This window comes from Nostoc sp., assembly GCF_036919555.1.
GTDB lineage: Bacteria > Cyanobacteriota > Cyanobacteriia > Cyanobacteriales > Nostocaceae > Nostoc.
In genome coordinates, this window is sequence record NZ_JBALCS010000080.1 from 43,938 (window position 1) to 63,734 (window position 19,797).

A 19,797-nucleotide genomic window follows, 5' to 3' on the forward strand; every position below is an offset into this window, starting at 1 on the left:
GGCATGGGGGATAGTACTGACTTCTGGTTCAAACTAGATCAACTTGTAGCTGCTAGTAATCTCAAGATAGATCGTCCAAAAGGGACATCACATCCACGTTATCCATCCTTCGTTTATCCACTGGACTATGGATACTTAGAAAACACTCGCTCTGGAGATGGAGCCGATATTGATGTCTGGATAGGTAGCTTGTCTAGTCAAACAGTAACTGCCGTTATTTTCAGTGTTGATTTGGAAAAGCGAGATACAGAAATCAAGATACTTCTGGGTTGTACATCAGGGGAAAATCAAGCCATCTTGGACATCCACAATACAGGCTCTCAATCAGCAATATTATTGGTTCGCAAGTAAATTACATTTTTGAGGGTAGCTTTGTATGAGCTTAGAACTAAAACTATCAGGTAAAACAGCGATCGTTACCGGAGGAAGTGCGGGAATTGGTTTAGCAACTGCCAAAGCACTCTATAGTGAGGGTGTGAATGTTGCGATCGCAGCCCGCAATCAAGAACGCTTAGATCAGGCAGTAGCTGACATCCAATCCCTACCTACGCCAGGGGCGAAAGTGATTGCGATCAGTGCTGATTTAACTAAAGCAGAGGATATTGAGAAAGTTGTTTCAACAACATTGGCCCAGTTTGGTCAGATTGATATCTTGATTAATAACGCTGGTTCAGCGCGTGCTGGGTCTTTCCTGGAATCCACTGATGATTTATTTTTGGATGCTTGGAACTTAAAATTATTGGGCTATATCCGCCTAGTTAGAGCCGTCGTCCCCCATCAAAAAAGTCGCGGTGATGGCCGAATTGTCAATATAGTCGGCGGTGCAGGACGTACACCTCGCCCTAACTTCCTAGCTGGTGGTACAAGCAATGCGGCTTTGCTGAACTTTACAAAGGGCATTTCTAAAGAGTTAGCCGAGTACAAGATTCGCATTAATGCCATAAGCGTGCTGAACGTTTAGCCCAGCAGAATGCCCAAGCGCAAGGGATCACTGTCGAGCAGGTAAAGGCACAAAACATCCAAAATATTCCTTTAAAAAGAATCGCCCAGCCAGAAGAAATTGCCGCGCTGGCGTTATTTTTGGTGTCTGATCTTGCTGCATCGATTACAGGAACAGAGATTATCGTTGATGGTGGCTCTACCCCTGGTGTTTAGCAGACGCGATGAATCGCGTCTCTACATTGTAAAAACATAAACTTCTTGGAGATAAAAAACATGGGTTCTCAACACTTTGACATCAAACCAGTTGCAGGACGTATCGGTGCTGAAATCATCGGTGTTAATCTGAGTTCTAACCTCAGCGATGACATTATCAGCGATATTCGCAAGACTCTAGTCAAACATAAAGTGATCTTTTTCCGTGGTCAGCAACAGCTCGATACTGATGGACAAGTCGCCTTCGCTCGTCGTTTTGGTGAAGTCACTACAGCCCACCCCACTGTACCATCGCTTCCAGAAAATCCAGAAGTCTTAGACCTGAACTATGGCCGCACTACTTCCCGCGCCAATAGCTGGCATACCGATGTGACATTCATAGACCGTCCTCCTCTCGGCTCTATCTTACGAGCGCTTGATATTCCCCCAACCGGTGGCGATACAATCTGGGCAAACTCCGTGACTGCATACCAAGATTTACCTACCCATCTGCGTAATCTTGCAGATCAACTTTGGGCAGTACACAGCAACAAATACGACTATGCAACTGGATTCGATCTACCCGAAGATGTCAAGGCTTACCGGGCTGTCTTCACCTCGACTGTATACGAGACTCTGCACCCAGTTGTACGCATCCATCCCGAATCCGGCGAACATGGGCTATTCATCGGCGGATTTGTGCGCCAGTTCCGTGGCTTATCAACGACTGAATCAGATGACATTCTCAGACTGTTACAAGCTTATGTAACACGTCCTGAAAACACAGTCCGTTGGCGTTGGCAAGTTGGTGACGTCGCCTTTTGGGATAACCGAGCTACTCAACATTATGCGATCGCAGATTACGGCGACCAGCCCCGCCACGTTCAACGAGTCACAATTGTCGGCGACCTCCCAGTTGGTATCGATGGTAAACAAAGTGAGGCCATCAAGGGAGACGCTTCTCAGTACAACCGACGTGAGGCGGTGACTGCGTAATATTTGGGCATTGGGCATGGGGCATTAGTTATTTCTTCCTGCTCCTCTGCTTTCAAGGGTAGGTATTTAGGTTTGTAAGAAATAATTGGGAATGTCTCAATTATTGAACGTACTTTTAAGGTTTGAGACAACCATTTTGGTTCTAAAACCCAAAAAATTGGTCTAATCTGAAAAACCTACCCCTCTTTTCTTTATGAACCCTATGACACAGAGGCGGATTGGGCGATCGCATATCACATCGTAGAGCGGGCTGCTGAACTACTAACCGAGTTGAGCGATGCTTAATGGGGTGATTCAGCTTGGATGGAGACTCAAAGTAGATGCGACTGAAATATCTTTTAGACATTTCCTAATTTATTTACCAGATTTTTTCAAATGTTAAAACGATAGACATTTGAACCCAGTATCTAATAACGATCGCACTTTTTTATGAAACTCTTCTATACACTTAACTCACCGTATGCACGCATTATACGGGTAGCTACACTAGAACTGAATCTGTGCGATCGCATCGAAATGCAAAAAGTCACTGTACGAGATCCAAACAGCGACCTACTGAATTACAACCCTAGAGGTAAAGTTCCAACGCTAGCGACTGACGACGGATTTATCTTGAGTGAAACACGCATAATATGCGTTTATCTGAATCACTTAAATCCTGAAATCAAACTAGTTGCTGACATTTCTAATGGCTTTTTACAGCAACTTGAAGGTATGACTGGCGGGTTCATAGATGGCATTGCTGTCTGGGTACGGGAGTTAAGGCGTCCCCTGAGTGAGCAGTCTTTTGGGGTGATCGAGTTTGAGCGATCGCGGGCGTTGAGAATTTTGGACTACTTCGAGAAGATATCAGATAAACTCGACCAAACTCCGAAACTTGCTCATATAACTCTCGCCTCTGCACTTGGACTAGAGATCCGTCTTCCTGATTTGCAATGGCGACAGAAATATCCAAAACTTGCCTATTGGTACGATGAATTCTCTAAACGATCCTCCATACAAGCAACAATACCAGAGTCCTAATAACTAACACTTTCTTGTTGCAAACAAGAGAACGAAAAAAGCAAGAGTACGCCCTCGCAGATAGAAATATGAGTACGAAAAAACAACTTAAACTCGGAGCATTTTTACCCGGTTCCGGTCATCACGTCGCAGCATGGCGGCATCCCAATGCCCAGGCTGATGGAGGTCTGAACTTCCAACATTACACGCAGGTGGCACAGACGGCTGAACGGGGCAAATTTGACATGCTTTTCCTCGCAGATGGTTTGGCCGTCTGGGATAGAGGGCAAGGGGCTGAGGCTTTTAGCCGTTCGGGACAATTCAGTGTCCACTTTGAACCTTTAACTTTGTTGTCGGCTCTATCTGCGGTGACAGAACATATCGGCTTGGTGGCGACATCATCAACGACCTACGATGAACCTTTTCATCTTGCTCGCAAGTTTGCATCACTGGATTATCTGAGCGGTGGTCGGGCCGGATGGAATCTTGTCACCTCTGCTGCTGAAGCCGCAGCGCAGAATTTTAGCCAAGAAAACCACCTAGAACACTCGCTACGCTATGAACGGGCGAAGGAATTTGTGGATGTTGTTACCAAACTTTGGGACAGTTGGGAAGACGATGCTTTCCTCCACAATAAGGAATCAGGTATTTACTTCGATCCAGAAAAGTTGCATATTCCCCACCACAAGGGTAAATATTTCTCGGTGCGCGGGCCGCTGAATGTGGCGCGTCCACCGCAGGGGTATCCAGTAATCGTACAAGCTGGATCTTCCGAGGCTGGCCAGGATTTGGCTGCCCAAACAGCAGAGGTGATCTTCACTGCACAGCAGACACTGGCAGAAGCTCAAGCGTTCTATGCCAGCGTCAAGGGGAGATTGGCTAAATACGGACGTTCCTCTGACCATCTCAAGATTATGCCAGGGGTATTCCCGGTAATTGGTAAGACTGAGCAGGAAGCTAAGGATAAATATGAGCAACTTCAGGAGTTAATCCATCCCCTGGTAGGATTAGGGCTACTCTCTGGGCTAGTGGGTGGACATGATTTATCTAAGTATCCCATAGACGGGCCTCTGCCGGATCTGCCAGATACCAACGGTGGCAAAAGCCGCTTGCAGCTGATCACCGATCTTGCCCGCAGAGAGAATTTAACAATCCGGCAACTGTATTTGTGGATTGCAGGAGCGCGGGGACATCGAACGATTCTCGGAACACCAGAACACATTGCCGATCAGTTAGAAGATTGGTTCGTCAATGGTGGGGCTGATGGATTCAACATCATGCCGCCCTGGTTGCCTGGAGGTTTAGATGAATTCGTGGACTTGGTAATTCCCGAATTGCAACGCCGAGGAATATTTCGTACTGAGTATGAAGGCCAAACCTTGCGCGAAAATCTCGGTTTACCCCGTCCGGGAAACCAGTTCATCACAAATGCGCCTGCTCCTGAACCTGTGGGCGTCGGTTCCTTTGGATAGTTTTGATTAGACTTCTTGCATAAATCAAAAATTAAGAACCCCACCCCGCATTTGCTGACGCAAACGCTCCCCTCCCGAAGAGCGGGGAGGGGTTGGGGGTGGGGTGTTAGAGACTTTTGCAAGAGGTCTATTGAACAACTGGCAGTGTTTTTGAAGCGACGGCTTTGATTTCCTCAAACTTCATCTGGTTTGTTATTCCAGTGATTTTAACAATACAATCAAGTCGTCTCTAAGGAAACTTTTTATCGTGTTGGGCATCTTAACGGTTCTACTATCCTCCTTTGTTTTGACGTTTCACAACGTTACTGTCCGAGTTTTGTTTTCAGAACATCTTGTACTCGGTTTATTTTTACTCGGTGGATACGTTAAACCGGATTTGCAGAATTCATTCTTGCTGATGTTCATGCGAATGCTGCTTGTGGTTCCACTCATGGCATCTCTATCATTCAAGCTATATCCATCTGCTTGGACTGAATTAAAAGGTTTGTTCACCTCCAAGCACAGGGATGTTCTAATCCAAGCTCTTGGCTGTGGGGTACTGATGTTTGTGTATATTGCCTCACTCTACATTGCTATTGGCTTGATTCCCACAGGCATTGCCTTGACCCTCTTCTTCACCTATCCCGTATTTACAGCACTGCTATCTTGGAGGTTTTTTGGCGATCGCCCCACATTGTTCCGTTGGCTGGTGATGGCTATTATTCTGGTGGGAAGCGCTCTCACCATTCCCCAATCTTCTGCCACCTACAGCAGTCATACCATTGCGATCGGGATTTTCGCGAGTTTTGGCGCTGGCATCGTTTACGCCTTTTATTGCATCATCGCTCAAAAATGTTTAGAAAAATTTCATCCAGTTCCCTTTACCTGGATCAGTTTTGCCTGCACTCTACTGCTCTCCGGTTTTAGCTTACTATTCTGGCCACCTGCGATCGCCCAACTTGACTGGACACCCCTATGGATTGGTAGCATATTTTCGGGTCTAGTTAGCTTTCTCGGACACACTTTAAACAATGTGGGGATTCGGATGGTTGGCGCATCTACCGCTTCCATAATCGGTTCTAGCAGTCCAGCATTGACCGCGCTAGTTGCATGGATAACTATTAGCGAAACTTTAAACGTGATTCAGAGCGTGGGGATTGGTGTTGTCACATTGGGGATCGCGTTACTTAGTGCAGAAGGCTTTATGAAATCGCTCAAAATTAGGAGTTAAATTGGGCATTGGGCATTGGGCATGGGGAATTTTAGAATACTTTAGAGCGCTTCTGGGTTGAGTTCAATACATACCTAACAAGAACAGCCCCAACCCTTGTAGCGTTGGAGAGAGGTCAAAGTGTATTGCATATAAACGAGAACCGCTTTATGTAATACCAATTATCCCAAATAAAGTTAAAGATGTAGACCTGGAAACCCAGATTAAACTTGACTTTCTTAAATTACGAATTACTAATTAATATAAGATATGCTTTCCTCTGCTATCCTTTTTGATCTAGACGGCACATTAACAGATCCTAAGCCTGGCATCACTCGCTGCATTCAGTATGCGCTATCTGAACTCGGTTACAGACCACCGAATGCTGATAAATTGCATTGGTGTATTGGCCCACCACTGAAAGACAGTTTTTCGTAGTTACTGAAGACCTTAGATGGCAAAGTAATTGAACAGGCCATTTCACTGTATCGTCGTCGCTTTGCCACGATTGGATTATTTGAAAACTCTCTTTATCCCCAGATTCCAGAAATCCTAAAAGTGATTCGTTTTGCTGGTTATAAAACTTTTGTTGCGACTTCTAAATCATACATTTATGCTACGCAGATTATTGAATATTTTGGATTATCATTGCTTTTTGATGGTGTTTATGGTAGTGAACTTGACGGAACGCGAAGCATAAAAGGGGACTTAATTCAACATATTTTACTAACAGAAAAACTTTTAGCCTCTACTGTGGTGATGGTAGGCGATAACTTCGTTAAGCTTCTCTACGAGACGCTCCGCGAACGCTAACGCTCACATGACATCATTGGAGCCAAGCACCATCACATTGCTTCAATTGGTGTTACCTATGGCTATGGAACTGAGGAGGAATTGAAAGCTCATGGTGCTGACTTGATTGCCCATTCGCCAAGTGAGATTCACAGATTAATAATTCGTAATTCGTAATTTAAAATAATGCCGCCATCATTAACGTTTATTCATAGCTTACTTCTCTTTAGTACCGCTTTGATTGCAGGCGGGTTAAATGCTGTAGCGGGTGGTGGAAGCTTTATTACATTTCCAACTCTCATTTTTACGGGTGTACCGCCGATCGCAGCTAATGCCACGAATAATACTGCGATGTGGGTGGCGGCTCTAGCAAGTGCTGGAGCATATCGTCAAGATTTAGGCATCGAGCGGCGAGATTTTTTACTTCTATGTGGTGTCAGTTTAGTTGGTGGCATGATTGGCTCCATAGCTTTGTTATATACATCGCCAGATGTCTTTAAAAAGCTGATTCCCTATCTATTGCTGCTAGCAACTCTGGTATTTACCTTTGGGGAACCGTTCAAAAAGTGGTTGCAGCGCCAAAACCAGGATAAATCACCGAAATCTGTACCCTTGTTTAATTTGGTATTGGCTCAACTAGCGATCGCAATCTATGGTGGTTTCTTCGGCGCAGGTTTAGGAATTTTAATGCTGGCAACTCTGACATTTATAGGTATCAAAAGTATTCACAAAATGAATGCTTTTAAGACATTTTTAGGGAGTTGTATCAATGGTATTGCGATCGTTCCATTTATTTTTGCAGGTGTGATTGCTTGGCATCAAGCTATTTTGATGGCCGTGGGTGGTTCCCTTGGTGGTTATTTAAGTGCTCACTATGCTCGTAAACTTGAACCCCACTTAATTCGGAAATTTGTCATGATTGTTGCCTTCACTATGACTACCTATTTTTTTATTCACGGTTAACGACTGGGAACTATAGGACTAGTATTTGATTTCTGAAAAGATACGTAGGGGAGCCAGTGCGTTGCGGAGGTTCCCTCCGTTGTAGCAACTGGCGTTGTGTTAGCGACAGCGTAACGCACCATCATCAAGGGTTTGGTGCGTTACGAACTGCGTTCTAACACACCCTACAATACTTAATTCGGAAATTTGTCATGATTGTTGCCTTCAGCATGACTGCCTACTTTTTTATTCACGGTTAAGGACTGGGAACTATTGAGGGGTGATGTATGGAAGCATCAAGAAAATCACAAGTCATGCTGCGTGCTTTTAGTTCCAGAAATTTTCGCCTGTACTACATAGGTCAGGCAATTTCTTTAATTGGTACGTCAATGACTCAAGTGGCTACTAGTTGGTTAGTATATCGCCTCACCGATTCGGCCTGGTTACTCGGTCTAGTGGGCTTTGCCAGCCAAATTCCCACGCTTGTGTTGATTCCTCTGGGTGGAATTATTGCCGATCGCACGAACCGTCACCAAATCCTGCTTATTGCTCAGATTTTGGGAATGCTTCGGTCTTTGGCTCTGACGTGGCTAGCCTTGAGCGGTACAATTAATATCGAGTACATTGCTTTTCTCGGTGTGCTGCAAGGGATTATCAACGCCTTCGATATTCCGACTCGGCAGGCATTTCTTCCAGAAACAGTTGCTAAGGAAAATCTAGGTAATGCCTTTGCCTTGTACTCTTCGCTTGTGAGTGTGACGAGTATGGCGGGGCCGGCGATCGCCGGTTTGTTAATCGTGGCGTTGGGATCGGGGCTGTGTTTCCTGATTGATAGCATCAGTTACATTGCTGTAATTATTGCCCTCCTATCAATCCGCCTGACATCCAGCAAAGCCGTCATTTTCACACACAAACCTTTAGAAGAATTGAAAGCTAGTTTTAGCTATGCCTTTGGGTTTTTGCCAATTCGATCAGTCTTAATTGGTTCGGCTTTAGTCTGCTGCGTGTGGGGATTTTACCTAGCTTTGGGGCCGATTTTTGCTAAGGAGATTTTACAGGGTGGTTCTAACACCTTCGGCTTCTTAATGACAGCTTCCAGTTTGGGAACCTTAGCTGGTGGTATTTATTTAACTAAGCATAGCAATGCATTGGAGTCAGGTAAAGTTCTGGCATTGGGCATAGGCTTTATGGGGATAAGCTTGATTGTCTTTGCCCTATCCCGTGTATTCTGGCTTTCGCTACTCTCATTGTTGGCGGCTGCTTTCGGCTTTATTTTGCAGATAATTGCCGGACGCACTCTGCTTCAGTTGTTGGTGAGCGATCGCAATCGTGGGCAAATTACAGGTCTTTACGTTATGGCATCTACAGGCGCAGTACCTATAGGCAACTTAATAGCTGGCGCACTAGCAAGCAAAATTGGTAGTAGCAATACTGTCATCCTCGGTGCAAGTATTTGTATTGCAGGCTCAATTTTCTTTATGCAGCAAATTTCCGCCTTCCGTGATCTGGTTCGTCTGAATCTACATACTGAAAGAGCTTAAAAGAAAAATAGCTCTGACTATTTGAAAGAGTGCATAATCAGCCATAACACTAGAAATTGGTAACAACAATGACTACTATAAATGATCCTGCTGTTGTAACTGAAGTAACTGATTTGTACCTCAAGTATGAAGAAGCCCTTTCTAATAACAATTTGGAGGTGATGGATAGCTTATTTTGGGATGCACCCGAAGTAGTGCGGTTTGGCATCACAGAAAACCTCTATGGCGGTGATGAAATTCGTAACTTTCGCGCCTCTCGACCAAACCCGAAAATAGAGCGAGAAATATTGAATCTCAAGGTTGTAACCTTTGGGAAAGATGCAGCAGCAGTGACATTAGAGTTTCGCCGCAATATTAATGGTATAGAACGTTTCGGGCGACAAAGCCAGACTTGGTACAGGTTTTCTGAGGGATGGAAAGTGGTTTCAGCCCATGTTTCATTATTGCCAGTGTAAATTTAAAAACTATGACTAGCATTACCGAAATGGCGCCAGTGGTGCAACAAGCAGAATCCTTAGCTGCACAACTTGAGTTTACCCAATCTTCGCTCCCGGAAGTTGGTCGCTTGTTGCACGTCCTCACCAGCCACATTACACAGGGTCAAATTGGCGAGATTGGTAGTGGATGCGGAGTTGGTGCAGCGTGGATTGTGAGTGCATTACGCCCAGATAGTACATTCATTACGATTGAAAGCGATCGCCAGCTTGCCAAACTTGTGCAACAGCTATTTGCAGATAAGTTTAATGTCCGCGCACTTCTAGGCGACTGGCGCGACTTGCTCACCTATGCTCCCTTTGTATTTGTTATTTGCCGATGGCGGAAAGGCAAAACTCAGGGAACCTCAAATATTAATAAATGCTCTCAAACCAGGAGGCTTTTTTGCATAGAAACGTAGCGTTTTGAATGCAGGGGAACGCATTAACATTCCAAAGGAATGCATTGGCATTGTATCGGGATACATTAACAATGCGGCCGATGCATTAACAATGCAAGCCGATGCATTAACAATGCAGCCGACACATTAATAATGCAAGCCGACAAATTAACAATGCAAGCCGATGCATTGGCATTGCAGGGTATTGCCAAATTTAATTCGCTACGAATTAATCAAATGCTGTACTTAGATTGGATTGAACTCTCATGATATTGGAAACCGATCGCTTACTATTGCGGGAAATAACGCTTTTTGACCTCGACGCGCTACTGCTTGTTCTCGGCGATACAGAGTCGATGCGCTACTATCCAAAGCCATTTGACCGCGAAATGGTACAAAAGTGGATTGACCGGCATCGCCACAACTACGCACAGCACGGCGTCGGCTTGTGGGCGATGGTTCTCAAGACGACAGGCGAGGTAATCGGCGACTGCGGACTAATTTGGCAGGAAGTTGAGGGACGCCAAGAACTCGAAATTGGATACCACGTCCGCCGTGACCAACAAATGCAGGGTTACGCAACTGAAGCTGCATCTGCTTGCCAAGACTACGCCTTTAACGTGCTGGGACTCAATCGCGTCATTTCCTTGATTCGTCCAGAGAACATCCCCTCTCGGCGCGTTGCCCAGAAGAACGGCCTCAAGGTCGTTCAGGAGATACTCTGGCGCGACATCCCGCACTATATATATGCTGTGCAACGCTCAGAAAGTAAACTTCTTGCAACAAGCAATTTCTCAGAAGCAGAGAAGTCAAAATAATTCATAATTGATAATTCATAATTCATAGTTACGGATAGAGTCCCCAGTCTCTAATAAATAAATTAACGCCTCCACTAAAGCTTGATTTTGTTCATCGGTGCCAACAGTGATGCGTAATTTATCATCTAGTCCAGGCTGCTTGAAGTAGCGGATTAAAATTCCCCGTTCCTTCAGTTTTTGATAGAGATATTCTGCGTTTATTTGTAGAGGTTGTGCCAGCAAAAAGTTAGCTTGAGAATCCCAAATATGAAAACCTAATTGTTTTAAGTCTGTTGCTAACTTAGTCCGTGATGCCTTAATCTTTGCTACACAAGCATTTTTATAAGCTTGATCGGTAATAGCAGCCGTGCCAATTGCACAAGCGATCGCATCAATGTTATAGCTATCTTTCACCTTAAACAATCCCTGCAACAACTTGGGATTTGCCACCGCAAACCCCAGGCGCAATCCCGCCAATGAGTAACCTTTAGATAGTGTCCGAATTACGATGACGTTTTCGTAATCCTTTACTAAAGCCAATGCATTTTCTTCGGTAAAATCTATATATGCTTCATCAATTACTAAAACTCCAGATAATTGGCTGGCTAATTTTCGCAGATCATTTGTTGCCACCACATGCCCCGATGGACTATTAGGCGATGCAATGAATGTGACAGAACCATCGACAGCAACCAGTTCTTTTAAAGGTAAACTATAGTCCTGGCTGTAGGGAATCTCAATAATTTCCGCAGCTTGCATTTCTGTTAATGTGCGATATAGCACGTAAGTTGGCATTGGATAGACTACCTTCTTCCCAGGTTCTGCACAGGCTCGAATCACCACACTCAACAATTCGTCACTACCATTTCCGACAATTATCCAATCGCTAGGAACTCCTAAAACTTTACTTGCGGCTTGCCGGAACTCTCCCCCAAATGGTTCTGGATATCGCCGCAGCCACTCGCCATCGATATTCTGTAGCACAGCTAGTGCCGCAGGGGAAGGAGGATAAGGGTTCTCGTTACTGTTGAGTTTAATGATCTGTGTACCGCGTTGGGGCTGCTCACCTGGGACATAGCTAGCCATTGCATTAACGTTGGAGCGAAAGTAATTAGTCATAGGGCACTTGTACTGAGCGGCGTCGAAGTATTGGGTGTGTATCTTAAGCAAATTTCAACCCACAATTTCTGACAATATCGTTTTTTGTCGTTTACATCAAAAAATACGGCTTTATAAATTACGAATTAGGAATTATCAAAAGATGCCAGATAAATGGAATCCAGAACTATATGAACGATTTGAGTCCGAAAGAAGTCGCCCGTTCTACGACTTGGTAGATATGATACATCGGCAAGAAAACTTACGAGTTCTCGATTTAGGATGCGGAACCGGAAAGTTAACGAAGTATCTGCACGACACCTTAGCAGCACAGGAGACTTTAGGGATAGATGCTTCTGAGAAAATGCTGCAAAAGGCTCGTCAGTTTGAAGGTAACGGACTACGGTTTGAGCAAGGAAAAATTGAGGAAAACCCAGGAGATGGAGAGTTTGATGTGATATTTTCTAATGCGGCATTGCAGTGGTTGACGGAACATGAGGCGTTATTTGAGAAATTGCGGGGCAAGTTAAAACCTGGTGGACAGCTTGCTGTACAAATACCAACGATGGATAATGAGCCAGTGCATAAGATAGCAGTTGAGACTGCAAAAGAATTTAGTCAAGAACTGGGAGGATATGTGCGGCGTTTAGAGGTACTTTCTCCAGAAACATACGCCAAACTGCTTTATAAATTGGGGTTTGTGAAGCAGGAAGTAAAGCTTCAGATTTATGGACATGTGCTGCCTTCACGAGAAGCCGTAGTAGAGTGGTATCGCGGGACACTGCTAACGGCATATGAATCGCAGCTAGATGTCCAAACCTATGAACGATTTGTAAAATGTTATCAGCAGAAACTGTTCAAGTTGCTAGAAGATGAGCGTCCGTTCTTTTTCCCCTATAAACGCATCTTAATGTGGGGACGTATTTGAAGTAAAAAGTAATAATTGACATACTCCCCCGTTTTCCAAACGGGAGATTCTAAGCTCAAACAGCAATTGCAGGCAAAGCCTGTCTAACATCACCTAACTTAACGGTTGATGCCCCAACCGCTTGAATATTCTTAGCTGCATTTTCATCCCGCCCATTAATAGACTGGCATGACGGACAGCGCCATTCTCTTACCGATAAATCCAACTCTTTCAGAACATGACCGCAATGGTTGCAAGTCTTACTAGACGGATACCAACGGTCAATGAACACGACCTGCTTCTTTTTTTTCTGGGCAACCCATTCAAGAATATTGAGGAATTCTCCGAATGCTAAGTCAGAGATTTTACGTCCCCAAAGGCGTTGCATTCCCCTGAGATTCAACGTCTCAAAACACAAAACATCGAATTTATCGGTCAGGTCATGCGCCAGTTTCCAGAACCAATCAGAGCGACGACTTGAAACGTCTTCATGCTTGCGAACGAGGTGTTTTCTAGCTCGTTCTCGGTTCGCTGAACCTTTCACCTTTTTAGAATGCTGGCGATTCGCAACCTTTATGGTAGTGAGAGACTGGTTGAGGAATTGAGGTGATTCAATCTGAGAACCATCAGAGACAGTGAGAAATGTCTTTAAGCCAAAATCAAAGCCAGCGATTTTACCCGTCTCGACTCTGGTTTGTGGCTCAATCACACCGTCAACTACCACGACCATAAACAGTTCTCCGAGTGGAGTTCGTTTAATGGTTAAGGTTTTGACTGTTCCTTCAATCTCTCGTGATTTCCAATACTGATAGACCTTGCTCCCAATCTTAATCCGATTATCACTTAAAAATTTGTAGCCAGCAAGCTTTAGCGTGAAAGACTTGTACCGTCTAACCTTCTTAAAATTAGGCGGTCTGACTCTTTTCTTGTGGTGCTTGAAAAACAGCTGATAGGCTTTCTCAATGCGTTGACAGATATCCTGTACTGCCTGAGATCCTACTGATTGCCAGAATTCTTTACGCTTTCGTAGCTTGGCAATGTGAGCCTGAAGTTTTGCACAGTTTAAGTGTTTACCCCACATCCGATAATATCTTTTGTGGAGAGCAATACAATGGTTATAAATCACCCCAGCAGCATTGATTGAACGCTTGAGGTACTTATTCCGATTGTGTTGATACAACTTAAACTTTAATGTTTTCATGTAGATATGATATCATCTATTATGTAGATAGTCAATATTTATCTACATGAAGACTGTATATAATCATTACAATCATACGCTTGGGTTGGCCACTGTTTATTTGGTCTGGATACCATGTAGGCGTAGAAGGGTTTTCGCTAATCAGGAGTCACTAAAACTTAGATGTATTGAGATATTCCAGTCTGTTGCCAATGATAAAAAATGGGTTATCAAGGCACTGGAAATTGCCCCAGACCATATTCACTTGTTGGTCGAATATGACCCACATCACTCAATATCCCAAGTGGTGAAAGCATTTAAAGGACGTTCGTCTAGATATCTCAGGCAGGAATTCCCAGAGTTAATGAAGCTTCCCTCTCTTTGGACACATTCTTATATGTTTGACACCACAGGTAAAGTTAGTACTCAGCGAGTTTTGGAGTATATCAATGACCCACATCACGGATGAATAAATTCATCCATTTCGCTTATATCCCCCGGTTGGAAACACGGGGGCTTTACGCATCACGACTCGTAAAAAATTTAGTACAGCTTTACGTAAAATCGTGGCGAATTGAGGATTGAAATTTAAACGCAAAGGAACGCAGAGGAAAGCGCAGAGGCACGCAGAGATTTCGCTATGAGCTATGAATTAATGAAATGTTGTACTTAGACAAAGAATACCCTTGAAGGAGGCAGGGGAGCAACAGAAGAATAACAATGCCCAATGACAAATGACAAATGACAAATGACAAATGACAAATCATTACCGATATATTATTTTTTACAAACCCTATGGCGTTCTCAGCCAGTTTACAAAAGATGCTCCCACACATAGCACCCTGAAAGATTATATTAATCTACCTGATGTGTATCCTGTGGGACGCTTGGACTGGGATAGTGAAGGGTTGCTGTTATTAACGAACGATGGGCAATTGCAACATCGCCTCGCCCATCCCCGTTTTGGTCATAAACGTACTTACTGGGTACAGATAGAGCGAATTCCAGATGCAGATGCGATAAAAAGGTTGCAAACAGGGGTGGAAATTCAAGATTACCGCACTCAACCAGCAGAAGTTACGCTCTTACCAACAGAGCCACAGCTACCTGAACGCACCCCGCCGATTAGATTTCGCAAAAATGTACCGACAGCTTGGTTGGAAATGACCTTGACTGAGGGAAAAAACCGCCAAGTACGGCGCATGACTGCGGCTGTAGGGTTTCCAACTTTGCGGCTGGTCAGGGTCAGCATAGCCCACCTACAATTAGATGACCTACAATTGGGTCAATGGCGCGACCTCACCACATCTGAACGCCAATTTATGCATCAAAATTTTAGTAAATCGAAAAATTTTGCGTAAGTCCGATTATAGAAAAGGAAATAATCTACATTATGTCACTCAGTCGTAGCGACCTCGAAGCCGGAAATCAACAGACCAGACTCTTAGAAGCATCACACTCTGGAATCAAGCTAACTACCCTGAGCGAAGATGAGTTACAGCGATCGCTCGATGATACACTACAACAGCAACCACCAAATTCTGATATCTGGATATTTGCCTACGGTTCGCTGATTTGGAATCCCCTAATCACATACGTCGAGCGCCGTGCTGGAATCATTTATGGTTGGCATCGGCGCTTCTGTACATGGATGATCCTTGGTCTGGGGACTCCAGAGAATCCCGGATTGCTCTTAGGACTTGATCGGGGCGGTAGCTGTCGTGGTATTATTTATCGGATTGCTGCTGCTGATGTACCATCCGAATTACTGCTGATTTGGCGACGGGAGATGTTGGCTGGTGTCTACCTTGCTCGTTGGGTAAAAGTGTTTGATGGTACCCAAGAATTCCCAGCGATCGCTTTTGTTGCCAATCGCCAACATCCCAGGTACGCTGATCAAATACCATTAACAACCACTGTTAATAGTATTGCCACCGCATCAGGAAAATTGGGTTCCTGTGCTGATTATCTCATGAAAACTGTCGCTGGATTAATCGCAGAAGGCATAAAAGATAGACAATTACTCTTGTTACGCAAACAAGTGCTGGCAAAACAACAAGCGCTTTTAGTTAGTGACGGCTCTACTGAAACTAAGTAGGTAGGTAGGCGTAATTAAATATAAGATCAAACCTCACCCTCAATCCCTCTCCGTGAGTTCGGAGAGGGAAGCCGGAGGCAGGGTGAGGTTTTATATTTAATTTGACCCACTTACTTACTACTTCAGATTCAAGAAGAATTCTGACTCCTGAATTCTGTTTCGATAAATTGTCTAATTTGGCTCATAGCTTAGAGCCACATTCACAACTGAGAGGGGAGTGGCACTGATACCGCGCACAAAAATATCTACACAGGTTTCGATATAGTCCTCACAGCTATAGCTACCTTGATTGAATTTTGCACTGCGGCATAGCATTCCAGCTAACAGCATTCCTGTAAACATATCGACTGCCGGAAATGGATCAAGGTCTGCTCTGACAGTGCCTCGTTTCTGACTCGATTGCAGGTAAGCTACCAGTTTTTCTCCTAAAGGCTTGGCAGCTTCTTGAATCACTTGTTTGGCTTCCTGTGGATGACGTTTAGCTTCTCCAATGAAAGTACGAATTAAGTCTTCCTGTGTCTCAAGCATAGTATTATAAAGATGGGCATACTGGATTAAATCAATTTTTAGATCCTGCGTCCACGCTTCGGAGTGTGCAAGGGCTTCTGTCTGGAGTGCAAAGGCATTTTCGATTACTGCTCTCAGAAGTTGTTCTTTGCTAGCAAAGTGGCGAAATAAAGTCACCTCATTCACACCAGCAACACGAGCTATTTCACGGGTAGTTGCTCCTTGAACACCTAAACTAGCAAATACCTGCGAGGCGGCTTCTATCAAACGTGTACGCGTGAGAGTTGATGAACGGATGCTTTTATTCATTTATGCTGGCAAGTACCTACTTACATCATAAGGTTATGTAGAAAAAGTGGTCGCAACTTGGGGAAAAATAATCTTGATACCAGCATTTTAAAGTTGTTCAAAATCTTTACCCTCTCAAATTTAATTCGGTGCGGTAGCTAATGTTTTACTCATTTGAGTAACTGGGACAACTACCCCACTTCTTAAATAAAGAGGCGCTCTTTGGATGGCAGTAAATCCCAGTCGTAAATAAAACCCTTCAGCATAAAGACTAGCAATTGTAATTACCTTATCTATACCTTGCTCAGTTGCTTGATCGCAAAAATGTTGAACTAAAGCACGCCCAATCCCTTTACCTTGATATTTAGGATGGACATACAGCCCGATAAGTTCATCAACAAAAAAACTAGCAAAACCGATAACAAAATCTCCCTTGCTCGCAACCCAGAAAGTTTCTACTTTCATCCTCTTCAAGATATTTGAACCATCAGGTTTGTCACGGTAATTACGCCAAGCTAAAAGTTCTTTTTGGGTGTAGAAAGTTGCAGGCAAAGTTTTGATAGCAGCAATATGAATTGCACTCAGCACCCACGCATCTGTTTCCTGGGCAGGTCGAAAAGATATTTCGTTATAGCTCATAGGTTCAGGGCTGGCATTCAGATTAAATACCTGTTTGACTTTTAAGTATGTTATATGACAATACGGTTCAGTTAAAGAAAAATTTGAACTTTTGTAATGTTGAAAGACTTATTCTTAGGTTCAATTATTGAGAATAATCTCAATTACCAACCTTAACTGAACCGTATTGTGTTATATGAAATTTTAATGAGAGGGCAACAGATCAACTAGCCAAATTATCAACTACTTTACTGACTGGAGTTTAGACTAAAAGCGATATGAGAGAAAGCAAATCAAATAGAATTAGACATTAAAAATATTCTCAAGTTAAGGAGCGACCGCGAAACTTCCTTGCACGGTTGAGGCTAAGACGGTTAAAGTATTTATTCTCTAAGTCCCTTCCTAGCAAAAATAATTATTCTATTAGGGAGAGTATCGATGTACTCAGGGTATATCCATGAAGGAGGCTTGTTTGATTCTCTATCAAAGACTATTTCATAAGGATATTTTTCCTGAATCAGATTATTAAAAAAAATATTTATTTCTGGATACAAAATTTTTTTATTATTCTTATTCAGAAACCTTTCATAATATAAGGAATTAATAGCAATATATTCTGGTTTTCGTTTTATTAGAGCTTTTAAAGTATACCAGTTTAAATTCTCTACTTTACCTTCATGCATTTGAATTAATCTCAACATAAAAAGATTATCTTTAAATATATTCTCAAACATTTTTTTTCTTCCTAATATGGTTGGAAACCTTTCGTCTTTTAGTTTTACTTTTGGTAAAATGTTCCAATTAGGAGTATATAAAGTAGACTCTATTGAACTAAATTCTGGAATATTTTTCTGAACCCAATTTTGGGCTAACATACGGGGATCTTCTAAAAATCGCTTTCCTACATAAAAACTAGAAACTGTATTGTAACCCATGAGAATTATTAAAAGGCTTAATACAAGCATTCTGTTCGGCTTAACTTTGTTCCAAAATGGTCCTGATATCATTAGCCAGAAAGGAAGAATAGGTAAGACGAAACGGACTTCCAATCTTGGGAAAGAACCGAATTTATAATAATATAGCAAAAAGACTGATAATAGTAAGAATATCGGTTTGATATAGAAATGCTTATCTTTTTTTATAAAAGTCAAATATAAAGAAACTAAAAAAGCAATAGAAAATATTATAAGTGAAGGTAAACCAATAAGTTCTTGAAAACATCTAAAAAATTTCCAGTAGCTATGTCCAGTAACTTTTCCGTTATAAATAGGAGTAGTTACATAGTTATACCAAAAATCAGAGAGAAATGTTGGATAATTTAATAATGCAAAAGGGTTAGCAAATAGAAAACCCAATAAAATCATTATCAACCCTACAAAAAGCTTTTTGCTCAACAGTATTTTTTTCCAAGCTAGTTGATTGAATGATAAAGCGTGAGCAACAACAATGGTAATACCAATAGCTAAAGCGTTGTACTTAGTAGCTGTGGCAATTCCGGTGAAAAAACCAGCTAAGATATAGTCAAAACTCTTCCCTGTAAAAGATATGTTTTGGCTAAAATAAAAAGCTAGCAGCATCCAAAACATTACTGGAATATCTGTTGTTAAAAAATGACTGTAAGCTATAAATCCTGCGCTAGTAGCAAAGACAAGTGTGATAACGCGAGCAGCAAAAACTCCGAAAAATCTTTTAGTTATTTGAAAAATTAGAGCAATTGAGCCTAAGAACAAAAGAATTGTTAAGGTTCTAGACGAAATGAGTGCTATGAAACCTGAAGCTAAAGAATTTTTAGGTAAGTTAAAAATAAATTCAATTAATCTTAGGGGAGCATAACATAAGAAAAAATTAAAATATCCATGAAAAGGTGGTTTTAAAAACCATGCTGGACTATGAAAAATATTTTTTAAACTCCCAAAAAATTCAAAGGACATATCATCGCCATTCCAACTTTCTACTTGTCCCCAAGTAATTCCATATACACAAAAAATTAAACCTGTTAGAAGAGACAGTATTAGAAAGCTGTCAATTTTGGCATAAATAGATTTAAATAGCCGATTTTTGTACATGAAAACTTTTGTAGTTAGGTCAGTAAGAAAATTTATACATGATGATGAAGTCTGTTGTCAACTGATTAATGTTGTTGGCGACATATTTCTTAACTGTTGGTAAACGGTTTTTACCATAACTTACGCATTGATAAATTACTGGAGTTTAGACTAGTCTAGTTCCCGGTGCGAAACTAAATTTCCAAAAAATAAGGATACGGATTAACAGCAGTTTGCGATCAAATTCACCACAAAAAAAGCTATCTAATAGGCTCAAAAAACAGACCACAATGATTAAACCAATTTAGAGCATTTTC

Annotated in this window: 21 protein-coding genes and 1 pseudogene; 17 read left to right on the top strand and 5 right to left on the bottom strand. The window is 42.6% G+C overall.

The annotated features are described in order from the left end of the window. Positions 1-3: 3 nt before the first annotated feature. The 13 genes and pseudogenes from V7K36_RS22395 (at position 4) to V7K36_RS22455 (ending at position 10,760) form a co-directional block, all read left to right on the top strand. A complete protein-coding gene (locus V7K36_RS22395) occupies positions 4-351 on the top strand; it encodes a hypothetical protein (RefSeq protein ID WP_335119406.1) in 348 nt (115 codons plus the stop codon). Positions 352-376: 25 nt separating this feature from the next. Next, complete coding sequence (locus V7K36_RS22400) at positions 377-961, top strand: SDR family NAD(P)-dependent oxidoreductase (protein WP_335119408.1); 585 nt, start codon at positions 377-379, stop codon at positions 959-961. Between the two features lie 65 nt (positions 962-1,026). Further along, positions 1,027-1,155, top strand: a complete 129-nt coding sequence (locus V7K36_RS22405) for an SDR family oxidoreductase (protein ID WP_335119448.1) — start codon at positions 1,027-1,029, stop codon at positions 1,153-1,155. A 60-nt stretch (positions 1,156-1,215) separates the two neighbouring features. Continuing rightward, the gene (locus V7K36_RS22410) at positions 1,216-2,130 is read left to right on the top strand and encodes a TauD/TfdA dioxygenase family protein (RefSeq protein WP_335119409.1); all 915 of its coding nucleotides are present in this window, start codon (positions 1,216-1,218) and stop codon (positions 2,128-2,130) included. Positions 2,131-2,559: 429 nt separating this feature from the next. After that, the gene (locus V7K36_RS22415; RefSeq protein WP_335119411.1) at positions 2,560-3,153 is read left to right on the top strand and encodes a glutathione S-transferase family protein; all 594 of its coding nucleotides are present in this window, start codon (positions 2,560-2,562) and stop codon (positions 3,151-3,153) included. 68 nt (positions 3,154-3,221) lie between these two features. Continuing rightward, entirely contained in the window at positions 3,222-4,604 is a 1,383-nt protein-coding gene (locus tag V7K36_RS22420; RefSeq protein WP_335119413.1) for an LLM class flavin-dependent oxidoreductase, read from the top strand. 286 nt (positions 4,605-4,890) lie between these two features. Next, the gene (locus V7K36_RS22425; RefSeq protein WP_335119415.1) at positions 4,891-5,814 is read left to right on the top strand and encodes a DMT family transporter; all 924 of its coding nucleotides are present in this window, start codon (positions 4,891-4,893) and stop codon (positions 5,812-5,814) included. Positions 5,815-6,063: 249 nt separating this feature from the next. Further along, a pseudogene (locus tag V7K36_RS22430) lies at positions 6,064-6,606 on the top strand (HAD hydrolase-like protein). Between the two features lie 165 nt (positions 6,607-6,771). Beyond that, positions 6,772-7,548, top strand: coding sequence for a sulfite exporter TauE/SafE family protein (locus tag V7K36_RS22435; protein WP_335119417.1), 777 nt, complete (start codon positions 6,772-6,774; stop codon positions 7,546-7,548). A 266-nt stretch (positions 7,549-7,814) separates the two neighbouring features. Continuing rightward, a complete protein-coding gene (locus V7K36_RS22440; RefSeq protein WP_335119419.1) occupies positions 7,815-9,068 on the top strand; it encodes an MFS transporter in 1,254 nt (417 codons plus the stop codon). 68 nt (positions 9,069-9,136) lie between these two features. After that, positions 9,137-9,523, top strand: coding sequence for an oxalurate catabolism protein HpxZ (hpxZ, locus tag V7K36_RS22445; protein WP_335119421.1), 387 nt, complete (start codon positions 9,137-9,139; stop codon positions 9,521-9,523). An 11-nt stretch (positions 9,524-9,534) separates the two neighbouring features. Then, positions 9,535-9,963, top strand: a complete 429-nt coding sequence (locus tag V7K36_RS22450) for an O-methyltransferase (protein ID WP_335119423.1) — start codon at positions 9,535-9,537, stop codon at positions 9,961-9,963. Between the two features lie 245 nt (positions 9,964-10,208). Beyond that, positions 10,209-10,760 carry a GNAT family N-acetyltransferase gene (locus V7K36_RS22455; RefSeq protein WP_335119425.1) on the top strand — a complete coding sequence of 184 codons (552 nt, stop codon included), beginning with the start codon at positions 10,209-10,211 and terminating at the stop codon, positions 10,758-10,760. 15 nt (positions 10,761-10,775) lie between these two features. Here V7K36_RS22455 and hisC read toward each other — a convergent pair whose 3' ends face one another. After that, positions 10,776-11,858, bottom strand: a complete 1,083-nt coding sequence (gene hisC, locus V7K36_RS22460) for a histidinol-phosphate transaminase (RefSeq protein WP_335119427.1) — start codon at positions 11,856-11,858, stop codon at positions 10,776-10,778. Between the two features lie 142 nt (positions 11,859-12,000). On the opposite strand from hisC, the gene V7K36_RS22465 reads away from it, so the two are divergent. Then, the gene (locus tag V7K36_RS22465) at positions 12,001-12,765 is read left to right on the top strand and encodes a methyltransferase domain-containing protein (RefSeq protein WP_335119429.1); all 765 of its coding nucleotides are present in this window, start codon (positions 12,001-12,003) and stop codon (positions 12,763-12,765) included. Positions 12,766-12,820: 55 nt separating this feature from the next. Here the strand turns inward: V7K36_RS22465 and V7K36_RS22470 are convergent, their stop codons facing one another. Continuing rightward, positions 12,821-13,945 (bottom strand): RNA-guided endonuclease InsQ/TnpB family protein, encoded by a 1,125-nt coding sequence (locus V7K36_RS22470; protein WP_335119432.1) that lies wholly within the window; start codon positions 13,943-13,945, stop codon positions 12,821-12,823. 46 nt (positions 13,946-13,991) lie between these two features. Here V7K36_RS22470 and tnpA point away from each other — a divergent pair, with 46 nt between their 5' ends. From tnpA to V7K36_RS22485, 3 genes are all read left to right on the top strand, one after another. Beyond that, entirely contained in the window at positions 13,992-14,393 is a 402-nt protein-coding gene (gene tnpA / locus V7K36_RS22475) for an IS200/IS605 family transposase (RefSeq protein ID WP_335119434.1), read from the top strand. Positions 14,394-14,679: 286 nt separating this feature from the next. Then, positions 14,680-15,285, top strand: coding sequence for an rRNA large subunit pseudouridine synthase E (locus V7K36_RS22480; protein ID WP_335119436.1), 606 nt, complete (start codon positions 14,680-14,682; stop codon positions 15,283-15,285). A 32-nt stretch (positions 15,286-15,317) separates the two neighbouring features. Beyond that, on the top strand, positions 15,318-16,022 hold the full coding sequence (locus V7K36_RS22485) for a gamma-glutamylcyclotransferase (protein ID WP_335119438.1): 705 nt from the start codon (positions 15,318-15,320) through the stop codon (positions 16,020-16,022). A gap of 171 nt (positions 16,023-16,193) precedes the next feature. On the opposite strand, the gene V7K36_RS22490 is transcribed toward V7K36_RS22485, so the two are convergent. The 3 genes from V7K36_RS22490 to V7K36_RS22500 form a co-directional block, all read right to left on the bottom strand. Further along, positions 16,194-16,838 carry a TetR/AcrR family transcriptional regulator gene (locus V7K36_RS22490; RefSeq protein ID WP_335119440.1) on the bottom strand — a complete coding sequence of 215 codons (645 nt, stop codon included), beginning with the start codon at positions 16,836-16,838 and terminating at the stop codon, positions 16,194-16,196. 120 nt (positions 16,839-16,958) lie between these two features. Then, positions 16,959-17,456, bottom strand: coding sequence for a GNAT family N-acetyltransferase (locus V7K36_RS22495; protein WP_335119442.1), 498 nt, complete (start codon positions 17,454-17,456; stop codon positions 16,959-16,961). Between the two features lie 362 nt (positions 17,457-17,818). Continuing rightward, positions 17,819-19,501, bottom strand: a complete 1,683-nt coding sequence (locus tag V7K36_RS22500; RefSeq protein ID WP_335119444.1) for an ArnT family glycosyltransferase — start codon at positions 19,499-19,501, stop codon at positions 17,819-17,821. Between the last annotated feature and the right edge of the window lie 296 nt (positions 19,502-19,797).